Origin of the sequence: Nocardia jiangsuensis (assembly GCF_042650385.1) — a bacterium.
Lineage (GTDB): Bacteria > Actinomycetota > Actinomycetes > Mycobacteriales > Mycobacteriaceae > Nocardia > Nocardia jiangsuensis.
On record NZ_JBHSAX010000033.1, the window covers coordinates 438,069 to 456,154 of the forward strand.

Sequence of the window (18,086 nt, forward strand, 5' to 3'; positions counted from 1 at the left end):
AGAGCGCTCACCACAGCCCGGTCCCGGCGCCGATCTGCCGCTCCAGCTCCGGGGTGAGGGTCCGGACGTAGCTGGCGGTCAGGTGGTGCTCGTCGTGGTAGACGAGCACATTGCCCTCGACCACCCGGCACACCTGCGGCCCGCACACCGCGTCGCTCAGGTCGAGCAGGTGCACGTTCGGGAATTCGGCGGCGGGCTCGAGCGCCGGGTTGACCGGGGCGAGCGCGTCGGCGCGCAGCATGCCGCAGCCCTCCGCGGTGCCGCCCGCGGCCAGGCAGTCGACCGCGCGGTAGCGGCCGTACGCGGTGCGCAGCCAGGGGGTGTCGCGCACCGCGAGCACCCGCAGGTCGCGCTCGGCCAGCGCACCCCACACCTCGACGAACCCCTGCGGCACCTCGTCGCCGCCGACCGGCCAGATCGGGGCGGTGGCGGTGGTGAAGACCCAGTCCGGGCGGTCGACGGTGAGCTGGTCCAGCACCGCGCGGGACCAGTCGCGGCAATCCGAGATCGGCTCGCCGCGGTAGAGCGAGTCCTCGCGCAGGTTCAGCGAACAGCCCATCTTGAGGTAGACCGCGATCCGCACGCCGCGCGCCCGGCCGATGGCGTCCAGCGCGGTGAGCCAGTGCTCGGCGTGCGAGTTGCCGACGACGGCGATGGTGCGCGCGCCGTCCGGGTCGCCGTAGTCGCAGGTGACCACCGCGGTGGTGTGCCAGTCCGAGATGCAGCCGTCGGTGGTCGAGGCGGGAACGTCGCGCGGGGCCTCCAGCATCGACGGCCGGACCGCAGCCGGGGGCGCCGAGACCCCGGCGACGAGCGCGTCCGCGCCCGGGTAGACCACGGGATCCAGTGCGCTGAGCGGCCTTTCGTTGTCGAAGAGCACGGCCTGCCAGAACCACGCCGCACCGAGCACCGTCACCCCGGCCAGGGCGACCATCGCGCCGATGCCGCGCCGCACCAGCACCGGCGCCCCGGCCCGCCGGTCCGAACGCTGCCGCAGCGGCTCCTCGATCCCGTGCCTGGTCAGCACCGCGAGCAGCAGCGCGAGCCCGACCACCACCAACCCGCTGCCGACCCCGGCGCCGCCGGAGCGGGTGTAGATCAGCGCACCGATGAGCAGCGGCCAGTGCCACAGGTAGAGCGCGTAGGCGATGGCGCCGAGTTCCACGAGGGGCCAGCTCGCCAGCAGCCGGGACACCGCGGGCGGCCGCTCCCCCGCACCGGCCACGATCAGCGCCACGGTGGCGAGCACCGGGAAGAGCGCGGCCGGGCCGGGGAACTGCTGCGCCCCGTCGAAGAGCACGCCGCAGGCGAGCACCGCAGCCAGCCCGCCGAGCGCGAGCAGCGCGCGCACGAACCGGGCCACCCGGCCGGTCGGCAGCGACACCGAGGCGAGCAGCACCGCGAGCAACGCGCCTGCCAGCAGTTCCCAGGCCCTGGCCGCGCTGTCGTAGTAGGTCCAGTCCTGCTGCACCGCGGGGCGGGTGGCGGCATACCAGAAGGACGCCGCAGCGCCGAGGGCGACCAGCGCCCCGACCGCGGGGCGGAGCAGCCGCGGCCTGCGCAGCACCCGGCGGCAGACCAGTGCGACGAACGCGATCACCAGCAGCACGGCCAGGTAGAACTGGCCCTGCACCGCCATCGACCACAGGTGCTGCAGCGGGCTCACCGAGGGATCGGCGGCGAGGTAGTCGGCGGCGGCACTGGCCAGCTGCCAATTCTGGTAGTAGAGCGCCGAGGCGAGTACCTGGCGGGACAGCTCGGTCCACTGGGTGTACGGCAGCGTCGCCACCGCCCAGGCCGCGACCGAGGCCAGCACCACCAGCAGCGCGGGCAGCAGCCGCCGCAGGGTGCGCACGACGACCACGGGCACCGAGACCCCGCCGCCGGCGCCGCGGCGCAGCACCATGGCGGTGAAGAAGAAGCCGGAGAGCACCAGGAAAACGTCGACACCACCGGAAACCCGGCCGAACCACACGTGGAAGACCACCACCAACGCGATCGCCACCCCGCGCAGCCCGTCCAGGTCGTGCCGATAACGCGGAGCCGGTGGTCGATCGTCGTGCATGTCGAAGGAGTATCACACCGCGTTGTTCCGACGGAATTCATCGGCGGCGCCTGGGCGGCGCAGCTCGCGGGCCGCTCGGTTGACAACGCGGCGGAGGCTCACGACAGTGGGGGCGGCGTCTGATTCGGACGCCGCTCCACCGCAGCACACCACAGAGGAATACATGAACGTTCGCCGGCTCACCGTCAGCGCTGCCGCCGCGGGGCTTACGCTCCTCGCGGCTCCGGCCGCCCATGCCGTGCCCACCGGTTCCGCCGGAACCGGGTCCTCCGCCATCGATGCCGGGGTCGGGCTCACCGGCTCGGCCGGTCTCACCCAGACCGGTTCCGCGGGCGGCGCCTTCGCCAACTGCGACGATGCCAGGGCGGCCAACCGCGCGCCGCTGTTCCGCGGGGAACCGGGCTACGGCCCGCACCTGGACCCGGACGGCGACGGCTTCGCCTGCCCGACGGTCTGAGCGACCCGAAAACACGACGACACCCGGTGCGCAGGCACCGGGTGTCGTCGTTTCCAGCGGGTCAGCGGAAGAGCTTGACCAGTACCAGGCCGACCACGACGGCGCCCGCGCCGATCAGGCTGTACTTGACCTTGGGCTCGTTCAGCTTGGCCAGCACGAGGTTCTTGGTGTCGCCGGCGATCCGCTGCGGATCGGCCCGCACCGCGAGCTCGTCCAGCGTCCCTGCCAGCCGCGTGCGCGCGGCCTCGATGTCACGCTCGATCCGCTCGGTGTCCCTTGCCACGTTCCACGCCTCCTGTCGGTCGATGTGCCCGCGGGCCTGCGCAGACCGGCCGGCCCCTCGAACTCGCCCGAGTGTATCCGTAGCCATCCTGTCCGCCGGTTCGGTTACCGTGCTGGACGTGACCGACACTCGACTCTCCCCCGGCGACCAGGCCCCCGAATTCAGCCTGCCCGACGCCGACGGCAACACCGTCTCCCTGGCCGACTACCGCGGCCGCAAGGTCGTGGTGTACTTCTACCCGGCCGCGAGCACCCCCGGCTGCACCAAGCAGGCCTGCGACTTCCGGGACAACCTGGCCGAACTGGACGGCGCCGGGATCGCCGTCGTCGGCATCTCGCCGGACAAGCCCGCCAAACTGGCCAAGTTCCGCGACGCCGAGCAGCTCACCTTCCCGCTGCTCTCCGACCCGGACCGCGCGGTGCTGCGGGCGTACGGCGCCTTCGGCGAGAAGACCATGTACGGCAAGACCGTCACCGGCGTCATCCGCTCCACCTTCCTGGTGGACGCGGAGGGGAAGATCGAGGTCGCGCAGTACAACGTGCGCGCCACCGGGCACGTCGCCAAGCTGCGGCGCGACCTCTCGGTCTGACGCTTCGGGTCAGGGCCGCAGGCCGCGGATGAAGTGCTCGTAGCCGTCCAGCGTGCGGTCCAGCCCGAACTCGAAATCGGCGCGGGCCCAGTCGATGTCGTCGTTGTCGAAGGCGCCGTCGGCGACCGCGGTGAGCAGCGCGGGGAAGCGCTGCGGATCCATGGTGGCGAAGACGGTCTCGAAGGTGTCGTCGTCGGCGTCGGCCTGGCCCAGCTCCAGGCTCAGCCGCATCCGGCCGATGACGTAGAGCGTCAGGTTCATCACCAGCCGGAGCCGGGCCCCCGCGGGCAGCCCGGTGCGCTCCAGGATCGCCAGCCCCGCGTTCAGCCAGGCCATGTTGTTCGGCCCGAGCGGCGGGGTCGTCATGGGGATCTCCAGCCACCACGGGTGCCGGACAGCCAGGCCGTACTCGGCCAGTGCCCACTGCCGCAGCCCGTCCCGCCAGCCGAGCGAGGGGTCGAAGGCGGGCGGTAGCCCGAGCACCCGGTCCGACATGAGCTCGATCAGCGTGGTCTTGCTGTCCACGTAGCGGTACAGCGACATGGCGGTGCGGCCGAGCTCCTCCGCCACCCGCTTCATCGAGAGCGCCGCGTACCCCTCGGCGTCGGCCACCGCGATGGCCGCGTCCACGATGCCCTCCAGCGAGAGCCCGCGCTTCGGCCCGCGCGTGCCCGCCGCCTCCATCCCCCACAGCAACCGCAGGGCGCTGCCCGGATCCCGCTTCTCCACTACACCTCCTCGATCGCCGCTCTTGCGCCGAAGAACTGTTTACTCTATAAACTTGGTTTATTCGATACACAGTTTCTCAGTCTGGAGCCACCATGACCTCCGCGCTCTCGATCTCCGCCCTGCACAAGGGTTTCGGCGATCAACCGGTGCTGCGCGGCCTCGATCTCGAGGTCGCCGCGGGCACCGTCTTCTCCCTGCTCGGGCCGAACGGCGCGGGCAAGACCACCCTGATCCGGATCCTCGCGACGCTGGCCGCACCGGATCGCGGCAGCGCCCGCGTCTTCGGCCACGACGTGGTGACCGAGGCCGACGCGGTACGCGCGCTGATCGGCGTCACCGGGCAGTACTCCGCGGTCGACGGCGTGCTCACCGCGCGGGAGAACCTGCGCCTCACCGGCAGGCTGCTGCACCTGCCCGGCCCCGAGCTGGCCCGCCGCTCGGCCGAGCTGCTCGACCGCTTCGACCTGTCCGATGCCGCGGACCGCCGCACCGCGGGCTTCTCCGGCGGCATGCGGCGCCGCCTCGACCTGGCCATGAGCCTGATGGGCGGGCCGCGCATGGTCTTCCTGGACGAGCCGACCACCGGGCTCGACCCGCGCAGCAGGCGGGAGCTGTGGGCGGTGATCCAGGGGCTGGCCGCCGACGGCGCCACCGTCTTCCTCACCACCCAGTACCTGGAGGAGGCCGATCAGCTCGCCGACCGGATCGCGGTGCTCGACAACGGCACCGTGGTCGCCGACGGCACCCCGGAGGAGCTCAAGCAGCGCGCGCCCGGCGGGCACCTGCGGCTGCGCTTCGGCACCGCCGACGAGCTGGCGGCCGCCCGGGCCGCGCTCCCGCTGCCCGACGGGTGGCGCGCCGAGCCGGAGCAGCTGGTGCTGGCGCTGCCCTCGGACGGCAGCGCCGCCGAGGTGCGTGCGCTGCTGAACCGCTGCGCCGAGCTCGGCATCGAGGTGGCACGGCTGACCGTGCACACCCCCGACCTCGACGATGTCTTCTTCGCACTCACCGGGCACCCCGCCCCGGCCGAGGCCGCGTGAACCCGATGACCACAGGAGCCGCCATGACCGCAACCACCGTCCTGCTCGACACCCGCACCATGCTCGACCGCAACCTGCGGCACTCACTGCGCAGCCCGGATGCCCTGATCGTCACCATCGCGGTGCCGGTGATGATCCTGCTCATGTTCGTCTACGTGCTCGGCGGCGCCATCGAGGTGGGCGGCGGCACCTACGTCGACTACGTGGTGCCGGGAATCCTGCTGCTCTGCGCGGGGTTCGGCTCGGCCACCACCGCCGTCGCGGTCTGCTCGGACGTCACCGAGGGCATCGTCGACCGCTTCCGCACCATGGCGGTGGCGCGCTCGGCCTTCCTGAACGCGCACGTCACCGAGAGCCTGCTGCGCAACCTGTTCACCACGGCCCTGGTCACCGTGCTCGCGGTGCTGATCGGGTTCCGGCCGACCGCCGATCCGCTGCGCTGGCTGGCCGCGCTCGGGCTGGTCGCGCTGTTCGTGCTGGCGCTCTCCTGGATCTCGGCCGCGCTCGGGCTGCTCACCCGCAGCGTGGAGGCGGCGAACGGCTCCACCTTCGCGTTCCTCTTCCTGCCCTACGTGAGCAGTGCCTTCGTCCCGGTGGAGTCGATGCCGGGCTGGCTGCGGCCGGTGGCCGAGCACCAGCCGGTGACGCCGGTGATCGAGACCGTGCGGGGGCTGCTCATCGGCACCCCGATCGGGTCGAGCGCGGTGCTCGCGATCGGCTGGTGCGCGCTGTTCACGGTGCTGGGGTACGTGGGCGCGCTGGCCGCGTTCCGGGCGCGCACCAGGGAGTGAGCGCTCAGCCGGGCAGCAGCTGCTGGGTGGCCCAGGCGACGGTGAGCCGGACGTGATTGCTCCACCAGGCAGCCGACTCCGGGGTGAACGGGGCCGGTGCGGGTGCTTCGCCGGGGAAGAGCAGGGCGGCGTCCGGGGCGCCGACCCGGCCGTCCCCGGCCGGAACGCCGGTGCCGGGCACGGTGGTGGGCGCCGAAGCACATGCGGCGGCCCCGGCAGGCGACGCGGGGCCGGCGGTCGCGCCCGCGAGCGGCGGAACGTCGGTGACCGCCCCGGCAGCCGGCGGCGGGCAGGCGGCGTCCTCGGCAGCCGCCTGCGCCGGCCCGGCGGCGATCTCGGCGGGCACCAGCGGAAGCGGACCGCCAGGCACGCGGCTCGGCGCCGCCGGCTGCATCCAGACCGCCTGTCGCTGCACGTCGGCCGCCTGCTCCAGCTCCCCGTCCGCCGAGATGTGCTGCGGCGGCGCCGCGACCCGGGCCGGGGCGGCGGGCGCGAAGACTCCCGCTGCCAGCGGAGCGGGCACCGACCGCGGGGCGCTCATCAGGTACGCCCCGCCCGCGACGGTGAAGCCCGCGGCCAGCGCGGCCGCGCCGAGCAGCGCGGCGGTGCGTACCGAGTGGGAGCGCGACACCGGGGGCTCGGCGATCCCGCCCGGCTCGGCGGAGATCGCGAGCGCGGCGCCGAGCGCGGGCGCGATGGTCGCCACCGTGCAGGGCAGCACCGGGGCGCCGAGCGCCCGCACGGCCTCCGCGACGGCGGGATCGGCGGCGGCGGAGCCGATCAGCACCACCGCGTCCGGCCTGGTCTCGGCGGCGTCCAGCTGGTCGCGGGCGGCGGTGACGGCGGCGCCGAGCGCATCGCTGGTCACCCCGCCGGTCCTGGTGACCCCGGTCAGCACCCGGCCGCGGTCCCGGTCCACCAGGGTCAGCGTGAGGTGCCCCGGCACCACGTCGCAGAGCAGCAGGTCGTCGAACTCGGCCAGCCAGGTCATGGCGCCCGCGACATTCAGGTGCGCGGCCCTGGTGGAGATCAGCGAGGCGGCGTGCCAGCGGCCCGCGGCAAGCCCGGTGCCGAGCGCGCGGCGCTCGGCGGGATCGTGGTAGGCGATCGCGACCCCGGCCGGTTCCCGCCGCAGCTCGGCGGCGAGCCGGTCCAGCGCGGCGATCACGGCGGCAGGCGCCGCGCGCCGATCGCCATCGATCGCGACGGTGCACTGCGCGAGCACCCGCTCCGGCAGCCGCTCCCCCGCACCGCTCAGCGCCACCGCGTGCACCGCGCCGTGCTCGGTACTCACCCCGAACACCACCGGCGCCGCACTCGCGCCGCTCGCTCGTGCCGCCACAGCCACGCCTCCTGCCCGCGGGGGCACCGGCGCCGCAGGGTCTCGTCCGCCGGTCGATCCCGCCCCTTGGTGGATAACGATCATCGCGCGCGCAACGCCGTCAACGGCTCAGGTACGGCTCCGACACGCGGATACAGCGGTGGTTCGGCACGGCGTGCGCGCCGGATGGGCGTGAACTGTCACAGACGAGGGGAAACGCCCGTTCCGGGCAGTGCCGCGGTCACGTTAGCCTGGACAGGTGGAACTACACGCGGAGGCCAGGTCGAGACGCAGACCCGACCCTGCGTTGGAGATGCAGGACGATCCGCAGGAGCTCATGCCGCGGCGCCGCCCGACCCAGGAGCGCAGCAAGCGGAAGTTCGACGCGCTGCTGCAGTCCTCGCGGGAACTGCTGGTCGAGGTGGGTTTCGAATCGTTCACCTGTGAAGAGGTCGCGGCCCGCGCGGAGGTGCCGATCGGCACGCTCTACCAGTTCTTCGCGAACAAGTACGTGATCGTCTGCGAGCTGAATCGGCAGGATCTGGTCGCGGTCTCCCGGGAGCTGGCCGATTTCCACGGCGGCGTCCCCTCGCTGGACTGGCTGCGGCACATGAACCAGTTCGTCGATCACCTGGCGAACCTGTGGATGACCGACCCCTCGCGCCGCGAGGTCTGGCTCGCCATGCAGTCCACCCCCTCCACCAGGGCCACCGGCGCCAAACACGAGAAGGAATTCGCCGAGGTCGTCGCGCAGATGCTGCGCCCGCTCACCCCGCGCACCCCGCGCGAGCGGCGCACCACCATGGCCCAGGTGCTGGTGCACGTGGTGTATTCGATGCTCAACTTCTCGGTGCAGGACCAGCAGAGCCACAGGGAGGCGGTCGCCGAGCTGAAGCGGCTCATGGTGGCGTATCTGCTGGTCGCCGAGAAGGATTCGCGCTCCTAGCAGCGAAAACGACGGGGCCCGAGCCGCGGTGCGGCTCGGGCCCCGTTTCGTTCAGCTCGAGGATTCCCTGCCCTCGATGAGGTCGGCGAGTTCGCCCGGGTCCTCCAGGACGACCATCGCCGCCGCGGTGTCACCGTCGTGGGTGAGCGAGAGGTGCACGCGCACCCGCGGCAGGAACTCCGCGGCGAGGCCGTGCAGGCGAATGCTCGGCCTGCCCCACGCGTCGTTGACCACCTCGATCAGCGGGTACGGGTTGTCCCCGATCTGCGGGCGGCGGGCGAACCGGGAGGAGGCCCATGCCTTGAGCACGGCCTCCTTGGCCGCCCACCGCGCCGCGTAGCTGCGCGTGGGATCCGTCGCCTTGCTCTGGCAGTAGCGCCGCTCGGCGGCGGTGAAGCTCTCCCTGAGCATGGTGGTTCCCACGCGTTCCAGCTGCTCGCCGAACTCCGAAATGGTCACCAGGTCCAGCCCGATACCGATGATTGCCATGGGCCGGGAGCCTACGACCGCTCGGTCTCGGACGCCGGGGCGAACCGGCCCGTCTCGCAACCCCTGCCGTCGGCACGGTACGTGCCGTCGGCACCGAGACGGGCATCCCCGGAGAGCAGCATGTCTGCCTCGAGCTGACGGATTCGCGATGCCGGGGTCCCGTCCGCGCCGAGCCGCCGGTCGGCCGGCCGCTCGTAGAGGTCGGAGCCGCCGCACATCGCCTCGGCGAAGCGCTGCCTGCCGTTGAGCCGGCGCTGCTCGGCGCGGTGCAGGTAGTCGTCCCTGCGCTCGGCCGGGAGCGCCGCGACGAACGCCTGCGGGTGCACCACCGCGAGCAGCCCGGAGACGTGCCCGAAGCCGAGCGAGGTGACCAGCCCGGCCTTGAGCGGGAACCGCTCGCCGAACCGCAGCGCCTCACGCACCCACACCAGGTGCGGGTACTCGCGCATCTTGTCGTCGACGCAGTCCAGGCTGCGGTTCGGCGGCACGACGCCCTGCTCCAGCACCTGGCAGAGCCCGATCAGCTGGAAGGCGGCGGCGCCGCCCTTGGCGTGCCCGGTCAGCGACTTCTGCGAGACCACGAAGAGCGGCGCACCCGCCGACCGGCCGATGGCCGTAGCGAGCCGCTCGTGCAGCTCCGACTCGTTCGGGTCGTTGGCCGCGGTCGAGGTGTCGTGCTTGGAGACCACCGCGACCTCGTCCGGGGTGACGCCGAGCCCGCGCAGCTCGGCCGCGAGCTTGGACTCGCGCCCGCCCCGGCCCGCGCCGAGCGCGCCGAGCCCTGGCGCCGGGATCGAGGTGTGCACGCCGTCCGCGAAGGACTGCGCGAAGGCCACCACGCCGAGGACCGGGAGCCCCATCTCCAGCGCCACGTCGCCGCGGGCCAGCAGCACGGTGCCGCCGCCCTGCGACTCCACGAAACCGCCGCGGCGGCGGTCGTTGGCCCGGGAGAAGTACCGGTCGGCGATGCCCTTGCCCGCCATCACCGCGGAGTCGGCGGTCGCGGACATGTCGCCGAAGCCGACGATGCCCTCGATGCCCAGGTCGTCGAAGCCACCGGCGACGACCACATCGGCCTTGCCGAGCTTGATCTTGTCGACGCCCTCCTCGACCGAGACCGCCGCGGTGGCGCAGGCCGCCACCGGGTGCACCATCGCGCCGTAGCTGCCCACGTAGGACTGCACCACGTGCGCCAGCGCGACGTTCGGCAGCGCCTCCTGCAGGATGTCGTTCGGCCGCGGCTCGCCGAGCAGGTTGTCGACGTAGAGCGAGCGCATCGAGGACATGCCGCCCATGCCGGTGCCCTGGGTGTTGGCGACCAGGCTCGGGTGCACCCAGCTCATCAGCTCGGCCGGGTCGAACCCGGAGCTGACGAAGGCGTCGACGGTGCAGGCGATGTTCCACAGCGCGACCCGGTCGATCGAGGACGCCATGTCCGCCGAGATGCCCCAGACGGTCGGATCCCAGCCGGTCGGGATCTGGCCGCCGACGGTGCGGGACAGCCTGGCCTTGCGCGGCACCCGGATCTCGGTGCCCGCCTTGCGGGTCACCTGCCAGTCGCCGCCGTCGCCGGCCGGGACCACGACGGTGTGCTCCGGCGCCGCCGACTCGAACGCCCGTGCCTCGGCCTCGGAGCCGACCGTGAAGGTCAGATCCTTGTCCAGGAAGACCGAGGTCATCAGCGGGGCGCTGTTGTCGACCATGGCCGCGTCGTCGGCGTAGCGGCGGACGCCGCAGCGCTCGACCACGGCATCGTGGTAGCGCTCGGCCACCTCGTGCTCGGGGACGAAGTCGCCGGATGCCACGTCGTACCAGCCCGGCTTGGGGTCGTTCTCCCAGGTCACGAGCCCGGTGGTCCAGGCGAGCTCCAGCACGCCCGCGGCGGAGAGCTCGTCGGAGACCTCCATCTCGAAGCGGGTGCGCGCCGAGCCGTAGGGGCCGAGCTCGCCGGCGCCGACGATGACCACCATGTCGGCGAGGTCGGTCGTGACCGCGCTCCACTCCGGCACCGGCAGCGCGGAGCTGCGGGTGGGCGGGGCGGGCAGCGCGGCGACCGTCGGGCCGGTCTCTTCCAGTTCCTCGGCCGCCGCGGCCTCCTCGGCCGCCTGCTTGGCGAGCGCGGGCAGGTCGAGCTCGACGCCGGCCAGGCCGCCGGTGAGGTCGATCTGCTGCGGCGCGGTGACGGTGATCGCCCTGGCCTGCGAGGTGCACCACTTGAGCAGCTCGTCGGCCATCTCCGCGGTGGACCAGGTCTGCACGCCTGCCGCCTCGACCGCGGAGACCATGGGGTCGTTCTGCCCCATCAGCCCGGTGCCGCGCACCCAGCCGATCAGCGCGTGCACCAGGGTGACCCGCTGCGCCCAGGACTTCTCCGCGCGCCAGCGGCCGACGACGGCGTCCAGCGCCGCCTTGGACTCGCCGTAGGCGCCGTCGCCGCCGAAGAGGCCGCGGTTCGGCGAGCCCGGGAGCACCACGTGCAGCTTGGCGTCGACGTCGTGGTCGGCGTTGAGCGCCGAGAGCCCGCCGATCAGCCGCTCCACCGACCAGAGCAGCACCCGCATCTCCATCTCCGCGCGGGAGCCCGCGTCGGAGAGGTCACCGGCCACCCGCGGCGCCGCGAACGGCAGCAGCAGGGTCGGCGTCATGGCGTCCTTGATCTTCACCTTGGCGCCGCCCGCCGAGTCGACCTGCTCGCTGCCGACCCAGTCGATCACCGCGTCGATATCGGTGTAGGAGGCCATGTTGGCGGGCACCACCCAGAGCGCGGCGCCGCTGCGCGCGTGCTCCCGGTACAGCTGCTTGTAGAAGCCGAGCCTGCTGTCGTCCAGCCGCGAGGTGGTGACGACGACGGTCGCGCCGCCGGAGAGCAGCCTGCCGGTGACGGCGGCGGCGATCGAGCCCTTGCTGGCGCCGGTGATCACCGCGACGTCGGAGGACCACTCGCCCGGCTCCTCCGCGGTCAGCGCCGCGGTGGCGATCCGCTCGTAGGCGCCCGCGAGCACCGAGCGGGCCTCGTGCTTGGCCCGGTCGCGCCACCAGTTCGCCTGCGTGGCAACGGCTTCGCCCGCGCCGAGGTAGCCGTTGACCGGCAGCTCGGCCGCGTCGGCGTCGGCGCCGAGCCAGAGCCGGGCCAGATCCTCGCGGGCGCTGGCCCAGCGGTCGTCGAGCAGCACGGCCCTGCGGCTGTCGAAGGCCGGGGCGACGAGCCGCGGCCAGTCCGAGCCGAGCTCGGCGGCGACCAGGTCGACCAGGGTGTCCGGGGTGGCGACGGCGGCGCTGGCCTGCTCGGCGAGGCCGAGCTGCTCCAGCACCACGCGGGCGGCACTGGCGAGCACGCCGTCCTTGCCGGTGATCTGCTCGGTGAACTCACCGAGCGCGGCGGCGTCGACGGTCGCGCCGCCCCCGCCGCCCGCGCTGGGCAGCGAGACCGCGATGCCGCGCCGAGCGGCGACCGCCTGCACGGCGGCGTCGATCGCGGCATCCACCGAGGAGCCGTCGCCGAGCGCGCCGGAGACCAGCCCGCCCAGGTCGCCGCCGCGCACGCTGGCGCCCTCGCGGGTGCCGAGCGAGAGCTCGGCGGTGACGTGGCTGGCCCAGCCGTCGCCCAGCTCCCAGACCTTGGCGACCCGGTCGGCGACCGCGGCCGGGCGCTTGCCGGACGGGCCGAAGACCTTGCGCAGATGGTCGTTGATGGCGTCGGAGAGCACCGTGCCGAACGGCTTGTAGGTGCGCGCCAGCCGCTCGACGGTGGCCGAGAGCGCGCCCATGTCGGCGTCGGCGGCGCCGTCGATGGCGCCGAGCGAGAGCTCCGAGCCGAGGTCGACCAGCAGCTGGTTGCGGCGCGAGGAGACGCCGTCGCAGAGCCCCTCGATGGTGTCGACCGGGCCGATCTGGTCCAGCCGCAGCTTGGTCCAGAGCGCGATCAGCACCTTGGTGGCGTCGGCGGCGGTGAAGGCGATGTCGTCCGGGCGCGGGCCGCCGGAGGCTGCCGCCGGGGCGGCGGCCGGGGCCGGGGCGGCAGCGGCCGGAGCCGCGGCGGTGGCCGCGGTCTCCTCGACCGGCTCGTCGACCGGGGCCGGGTCGGTGTCGGTGCCGAAGACCACGCCGGCCTCGCGCTCGATGTTCAGCACCTCGACCGCGGTGTTGCCGAAGGCGGGGAGCTTGAGCGTCTGGCTCGCCAGGTTCGCCACCGTCGGGGTGGCGGCCAGCCCGATCTCCACGAACCGCTCGACCCCGAGGCCGCCGTGCGCGGTATCGGTGAAGAGCACGTCCTGGGTCTCGATCCAGCGCACCGGGCTGGCGAACTGCCAGGCCAGCAGCTCGACCAGGACGACGCGGCAGAGCTCGATCGGGCGCGCGGCCCAGCCGTCGAAGTCGGTCAGCACCTCGGCCAGCGGCTCGGAGGGAACCAGGTCGGCGATCTCCTGGACGAACGAGCGCTCCAGCGAGAACGGCCGCGGCACCAGGTTCGGGATGTACCGCCCGACCAGGATCTCCGGGTGCAGGTCGGCGGGGAGCAGCTGCTCCAGCTTCTGCCTGAACTCCGGCACGCCCTTGCGCAGAACCGTCGAATGGAACGGAACGTCGATGCCGGGCACCAGGATGAAGGCGCGCTTGCCGCCGGTGATCTCGCGGCGCCGGTCGATCTCGGTCTCCAGCGCCTCCAGCCCGGCCAGCGTGCCCGCGATGGCGTACTGCGAGCCGCGCAGGTTGAGGTTGACCACCTCGAGGAAGGCGCCGGTGCGCTCGGCGATCCCGGCGACGAAGCCGATGACCTCCTCGTCCGGCAGGTCGATCTGCGAGGGGCGGATGGCGGCCATCCGGTAGTCGCTGCGGCCCTGCGAATCCCGCGGGACCAGCTGGTGCATGGCGGAGCCGCGCTGGAACACCACCTCCAGCGTGGCCTCCAGCGGCAGCACCCCGGCGACCGCGCAGAGCGCGTTGTACTCGCCGACCGAGTGCCCGGCCAGCACGGCGCCCTCGACGAAGGCGCCTGCCTCGCGCAGCTCGGCCACCTGCACCACGCCGACGACGGCCATGGCGACCTGGGTGAACTGGGTCAGGTGCAGCACGCCGTCCGGGTGCCGGTGCTCGACGCCGCGGGCCTTGAGGTAGGTCGGGTTGTCGCGCACCACCGCGAGGATGGAGAAGCCGAGCGCCTTGCGGGTGTGCTTGTCCGCGCGGTCCCAGATCTCCTTGGCGGCCTTGGAGCGCGTGCGCGCCTCCATGCCCATGCCCTTGCGCTGGATGCCCTGGCCCGGGAGGGCGTAGGCGGTCTTCGGCGCGGCGGTGCGGCCGGTCGCGGCCATCACCAGGTCGCCGTCGGCGCGGCAGGAGACCTCGACGATCTCGTCGCCCGCGTCGATCGCGACCCGCTCCACGCGGACGTCGATCTCCGCGCCGGGGCGGACCATGCCGAGGAACCGGGTGGTCCAGGCGGTCACCCTGCGGGCGGGGATGCCGCTCGCCGGGTCGAGCGCGGCCACCACGTGCTGGGCCGCGGCCGAGAGCCACATGCCGTGCACGATCGGGCTGCCCAGCCCGGCCAGCTTGGCGGCCGAGGAGCTGGTGTGGATGGGGTTGTGGTCGCCGGAGACGGCGGCGAAGGCGTGCATCGCCCGCGGCGCGCGCACGGTGACGTCCCTGCGCCTGCGCCGCGCGGTCTCGCGGGCGTCGTCGGAGACCGAGCCGCCTGCCTGCGGCGGGTCGGTCAGCTCGCCCGCGCCGGTGCGGCCGCGGATGGCGAAGCGCTCGGTGAGCGTGGCCAGGGTGGGCATGGAGAGCCCGGTCTCCGGCCGGTCCAGCATGCCGGTGATCCGCACCTTCACCTCGACCACGCGGCCGAGATCGGTGTCGAGCGTCTCGCCCGCCTCGGCGCGCACGGTGAGCACGCTGGTGGCGTCGGGCAGTGCGGAGAGCAGGTGCACCTGGTGGTCGAGGTGCACCAGGTCGAGCATGCCCTCGATGACGCTGCCGCCCTCGGCGGTGCGGGCCGCGCCGAGCACCGCGAAGACCGCGGGCCAGCAGGCGCCGACCAGCACGTCCGGCACGACCCGGCCGAGCGTGCTCAGCGATTCCGGCAGCCCGCCGCCGGTGACACCGGCGTGGTCGGCGCCGAGATCCGGCGTCCAGGCCACGTTGACGTGCGCGACCGAGCCCCTGACCTCGGGCAGCGACTGCCCGGCTGCCACGGCGAGCAGCGCGCTCATGGCGGTCTCGGCGTCGGCCTCGGTGATGACCGGGGCGCCGCCGTTGTAGACGGTGACCGGGACGGTGATCCGGATGGTGACGGTGTCCCGGCCGAGCAGCGGAACGGTCAGCTCGACGTAGCTGTTCTCGGCGTCCGGGCCGGTGGTCTCGGCCAGGGTGGCCCCGGTGACCGGGTGCACGGCGCCCTTGCCGTCGACCACCCAGCCGTCCAGGTCGCCGAGGCGGTGCACCGGGTTGACCGTGGTGCGGCCGGCCCAGCGCACGTCCGGCGCGGCCAGCACGGCGTCGATCGGGCCCACGGTGACGCCTGCGACCCGCCTGGCATCCACCGCTGCGGGCACGACGCCGTCGCGCACCAGCGAGTACGCGGTGTCCTGCTCGAAGCGGTCGAGCAGCTCGCCGACCGGCTCGTCGACCCGGGTGATCCCGGCGACCGCGACGGTGCCCGGGATGACGCAGACCTGGTCGGCCGAGTAGCGCGGGTCGTGCGCCTGCCACAGCGAGTCCGAGCGCCACCAGCGCCGGACGTCGCCGTCGACGACGGGGACGAAGTTCACCGGCTTGCCCGCGATCTTGCAGAGCGAGACGAAGAACGGGACGTCGGCCGGGTGCAGCAGCGTCTCCGCGGCGGCCGGGTAGCGCTCCCGCAGTGTGCAGATGGCGCCGACCGGGTCCTCGAAGTCCCGATCCGAGCCGAAGAGCGTCGGGATCTCGCCGCGGTCGGCCGGGTGCAGCCGCGCCTCGGCGCGCCGGATCATCTCGGCGAAGCGATCCCGCCAGGTGATGTCGAGCCACTGCGAGCGGGTGGCCTCGCGGATGGCGTCGCCCAGGTCGGAGCCGCAGTCGAAGTCGCGGCGCCGGTCCAGCCCGACGGCGAGCTCGACGTAGCGCTCCAGCCAGTCCAGGTAGGTCATGGTGGCGACGTCGCCGAAGTACGGCTTGGCGGTGGCGTTCAGCGCGGCGATGATCTCGTCCCGGCGCGCGGCGACGGCGTCGGCGTCGCCGGCGACCTCGTCCAGCAGGCGGCCGGTGCGCGAGGCGGCGTTGTCGATCTCGTGGATGTCGGCGCCGAGCTGCGAACGGCCGGAGGCCATTCCGTTGATCGCGGTGCCCGCGCCCACCCAGTCCGGGGTACCGGGGGTGTCGACGAGCAGCTGCTTGACCTCGGGGGCGGTGGTCGCCTCCAGCGTGGCCATCGCGGCGGTGCCGACCAGCACGCCGTCCAGCGGCATGACCGGGTAGCCGTGCCCCGCGGACCAGCGGCCGGTGAGGTACTCGGTGGCGCGCTCCGGCGTGCCGATGCCGCCGCCGACGCAGACCACGACGTTGTCGCGGGTGCGCAGCTCGGCGTAGGTGGCGAGCAGCAGGTCGTCCAGGTCTTCCCAGGAGTGGTGCCCGCCGGCCCGGCCGCCCTCGATGTGCACGATCACCGGGTAGCCGGGGACCTGGTCGGCGATCCGGAGCACCGCGCGGATCTGCGCCACGGTGCCCGGCTTGAAGGCGACGTGGTGGATCCCGGCCTCGGTGAGTTCGGAGATCAGCGCGACGGCCTCCTCCAGCTCGGGGATGCCCGCGGTGACGATGACGCCGTCGATGGGCGCGCCCGCCGCCCGCGCCTTCTGCACCAGCCGCTTCCCGCCCAGCTGCAGCTTCCACAGGTAGGGGTCGAGGAAGAGCGAGTTGAACTGCACCGCGCGGCCCGGCTGCAGCAGCGTCTGCAGCTCCTCGACGCGATCGGCGAAGATCTGCTCGGTCACCTGGCCGCCGCCGGCCAGCTCGGCCCAGTGGCCCGCGTTGGCCGCCGCGGCGACGATCTTGGCGTCCACGGTCGTCGGGGTCATGCCCGCGAGCAGGATCGGGGAGCGCCCGGTCAGCCGGGTGAAGGAGGTCTCGACCACGATCCGGCCGTTCGGCAGCCGCACCGGCTTCGGCGCGAACTCCGACCACGGCGCGGGCACCTGCGGCGCCGCACCCGGGGTGAGCAGGCTGCGCTGGCCCTCGCGGGTGGCGGCGGCGACAACGCCGACGCCGGTGCCCCTGAGCGTGCCCGCGGTGAGCCGGGAGAGCAGATCGCCGGGGCCCAGGTCGAGGATCCACTCGGCGCCCGCCGCGACCACCTCGTCCACCGTGCCGACCCAGTCGATCGGGTCGACCAGGATCTCCTGCGCCAGCGCGCCCGCCAGCTCGGCGTCGAGCCCGCACTGCCGCGCCCAGCCGGACACCAGGTCGACCGTGTCGGCCAGCGCCGGGTGGTGGAAGGCGACGTCGACCGCGAGGTCCTCGAAGACCGGCGCGAATACCGAGCCGCCGCGCGCCTTGGCGTCCCGCTCGGCGCTCTGCTCCTCGTGGATCTCGGTGCAGCGCTGCCGAACCCGCGCGATCTGCGCCGGGGTTCCGGAGAGCACCGCGCGCCTGCGCCCGTTGCGGATCGAGACCACCGCAGCGATCTCGGGATCGACGCCATCGGACACCTCGGCGACAACCGCCCGCAGCTGCTCCGGATCGACATTGGAGACGGCGACCATCGGCGACTGCTCGCCGACCGGCATCAGCCCGCGGCGCCGCCCGACCAGGCTCGCCGCCGCGCCGATCATCTGCCCGAACGCGAGCAGCTCGGCATCCCGGTGCCCGCCGTCGCGCAGCGCGGCAGCGGCGAGCACGCCCTGCGAGTGCCCGACCATCCGGACCGGCGGGTGCTCGACGACATCGAGCCCCTGCAGCTTGAGCGCGCGCAGCGCGGCCAGCTGGGTGAGCAGCACGCCGGGCATCGAGACCGCGGCGGAGCGCAGCACGCGCTCCGACGGCGCGGCCGAGCTCTCGGCGTCGTCCCCCTCGGCGAGTTCGTTCTCCAGGATCCAGCCGATCGGATCGAAGCCGACCGGCCGCACCACGAGCAGCTGGCTGGCGACCGGATCCAGCAGTGCGGCAGCCTCGTTCACCAGGGCGGTGAGCTCCGGCTCCAGCGCGCTGTCCCGTCCGATCTCCTCCAGCTCGCCCAGCCACTTCGCGCCCTGCCCACCGAACGCCAGCGCATAAGCGGTGCCGTTCAGCAGACGATCCAGCAAGGGCGACCGGGACGCCTCCACCTCGGGGGACCGTCCCGCCTTGCGGCGCGATCCGGTCCCGGTCTCAGTGTTCTCGTTGATCGTCAAGACGCTCGACTTCC

Annotated in this window: 11 protein-coding genes; 5 read left to right on the forward strand and 6 right to left on the reverse strand. The window is 73.4% G+C overall.

The genetic code is table 11. From position 1 onward, the window contains the following. Positions 1–7 precede the first annotated feature (7 nt). A complete protein-coding gene (locus tag ACFO0B_RS30700; protein WP_378617017.1) occupies positions 8–2,065 on the reverse strand; it encodes an acyltransferase family protein in 2,058 nt (685 codons plus the stop codon). Between the two features lie 163 nt (positions 2,066–2,228). Between ACFO0B_RS30700 and ACFO0B_RS30705 the strand changes: the two genes are divergently transcribed. After that, entirely contained in the window at positions 2,229–2,522 is a 294-nt protein-coding gene (locus ACFO0B_RS30705; protein WP_378617019.1) for an excalibur calcium-binding domain-containing protein, read from the forward strand. Positions 2,523–2,583: 61 nt separating this feature from the next. Here the strand turns inward: ACFO0B_RS30705 and ACFO0B_RS30710 are convergent, their stop codons facing one another. After that, a complete protein-coding gene (locus tag ACFO0B_RS30710) occupies positions 2,584–2,805 on the reverse strand; it encodes a DUF3618 domain-containing protein (protein ID WP_067654418.1) in 222 nt (73 codons plus the stop codon). A 118-nt stretch (positions 2,806–2,923) separates the two neighbouring features. On the opposite strand from ACFO0B_RS30710, the gene bcp reads away from it, so the two are divergent. Then, entirely contained in the window at positions 2,924–3,394 is a 471-nt protein-coding gene (gene bcp / locus ACFO0B_RS30715; protein ID WP_378617021.1) for a thioredoxin-dependent thiol peroxidase, read from the forward strand. A gap of 9 nt (positions 3,395–3,403) precedes the next feature. Here bcp and ACFO0B_RS30720 read toward each other — a convergent pair whose 3' ends face one another. Beyond that, complete coding sequence (locus tag ACFO0B_RS30720; RefSeq protein WP_378617023.1) at positions 3,404–4,123, reverse strand: TetR/AcrR family transcriptional regulator C-terminal domain-containing protein; 720 nt, start codon at positions 4,121–4,123, stop codon at positions 3,404–3,406. 92 nt (positions 4,124–4,215) lie between these two features. Here ACFO0B_RS30720 and ACFO0B_RS30725 point away from each other — a divergent pair, with 92 nt between their 5' ends. Then, the gene (locus ACFO0B_RS30725) at positions 4,216–5,163 is read left to right on the forward strand and encodes an ATP-binding cassette domain-containing protein (protein ID WP_378617025.1); all 948 of its coding nucleotides are present in this window, start codon (positions 4,216–4,218) and stop codon (positions 5,161–5,163) included. Positions 5,164–5,186: 23 nt separating this feature from the next. Further along, positions 5,187–5,954 carry an ABC transporter permease gene (locus tag ACFO0B_RS30730; RefSeq protein ID WP_378617027.1) on the forward strand — a complete coding sequence of 256 codons (768 nt, stop codon included), beginning with the start codon at positions 5,187–5,189 and terminating at the stop codon, positions 5,952–5,954. Between the two features lie 4 nt (positions 5,955–5,958). On the opposite strand, the gene ACFO0B_RS30735 is transcribed toward ACFO0B_RS30730, so the two are convergent. After that, a complete protein-coding gene (locus ACFO0B_RS30735) occupies positions 5,959–7,248 on the reverse strand; it encodes a hypothetical protein (protein ID WP_378617029.1) in 1,290 nt (429 codons plus the stop codon). A gap of 340 nt (positions 7,249–7,588) precedes the next feature. On the opposite strand from ACFO0B_RS30735, the gene ACFO0B_RS30740 reads away from it, so the two are divergent. After that, complete coding sequence (locus tag ACFO0B_RS30740; protein WP_378617031.1) at positions 7,589–8,221, forward strand: TetR family transcriptional regulator; 633 nt, start codon at positions 7,589–7,591, stop codon at positions 8,219–8,221. Positions 8,222–8,272: 51 nt separating this feature from the next. Here ACFO0B_RS30740 and acpS read toward each other — a convergent pair whose 3' ends face one another. Further along, on the reverse strand, positions 8,273–8,710 hold the full coding sequence (acpS, locus tag ACFO0B_RS30745; RefSeq protein WP_233016419.1) for a holo-ACP synthase AcpS: 438 nt from the start codon (positions 8,708–8,710) through the stop codon (positions 8,273–8,275). Positions 8,711–8,721: 11 nt separating this feature from the next. After that, positions 8,722–18,072 (reverse strand): fatty acid synthase subunit beta domain-containing protein, encoded by a 9,351-nt coding sequence (locus ACFO0B_RS30750; RefSeq protein ID WP_378617033.1) that lies wholly within the window; start codon positions 18,070–18,072, stop codon positions 8,722–8,724. Positions 18,073–18,086 lie beyond the last annotated feature (14 nt).

What these genes read in the sequence shown, in the direction of transcription:
- acpS (WP_233016419.1), bottom strand. Translation starts at nt 8,710, where the DNA reads ATGGCAATCATCGGTATCGGGCTGGACCTGGTGACCATTTCGGAGTTC.
- ACFO0B_RS30705 (WP_378617019.1), top strand. Translation starts at nt 2,229, where the DNA reads ATGAACGTTCGCCGGCTCACCGTCAGCGCTGCCGCCGCGGGGCTTACG.
- ACFO0B_RS30725 (WP_378617025.1), top strand. Translation starts at nt 4,216, where the DNA reads ATGACCTCCGCGCTCTCGATCTCCGCCCTGCACAAGGGTTTCGGCGAT.
- ACFO0B_RS30730 (WP_378617027.1), top strand. Translation starts at nt 5,187, where the DNA reads ATGACCGCAACCACCGTCCTGCTCGACACCCGCACCATGCTCGACCGC.
- ACFO0B_RS30700 (WP_378617017.1), bottom strand. Translation starts at nt 2,065, where the DNA reads ATGCACGACGATCGACCACCGGCTCCGCGTTATCGGCACGACCTGGAC.
- ACFO0B_RS30740 (WP_378617031.1), top strand. Translation starts at nt 7,589, where the DNA reads ATGCAGGACGATCCGCAGGAGCTCATGCCGCGGCGCCGCCCGACCCAG.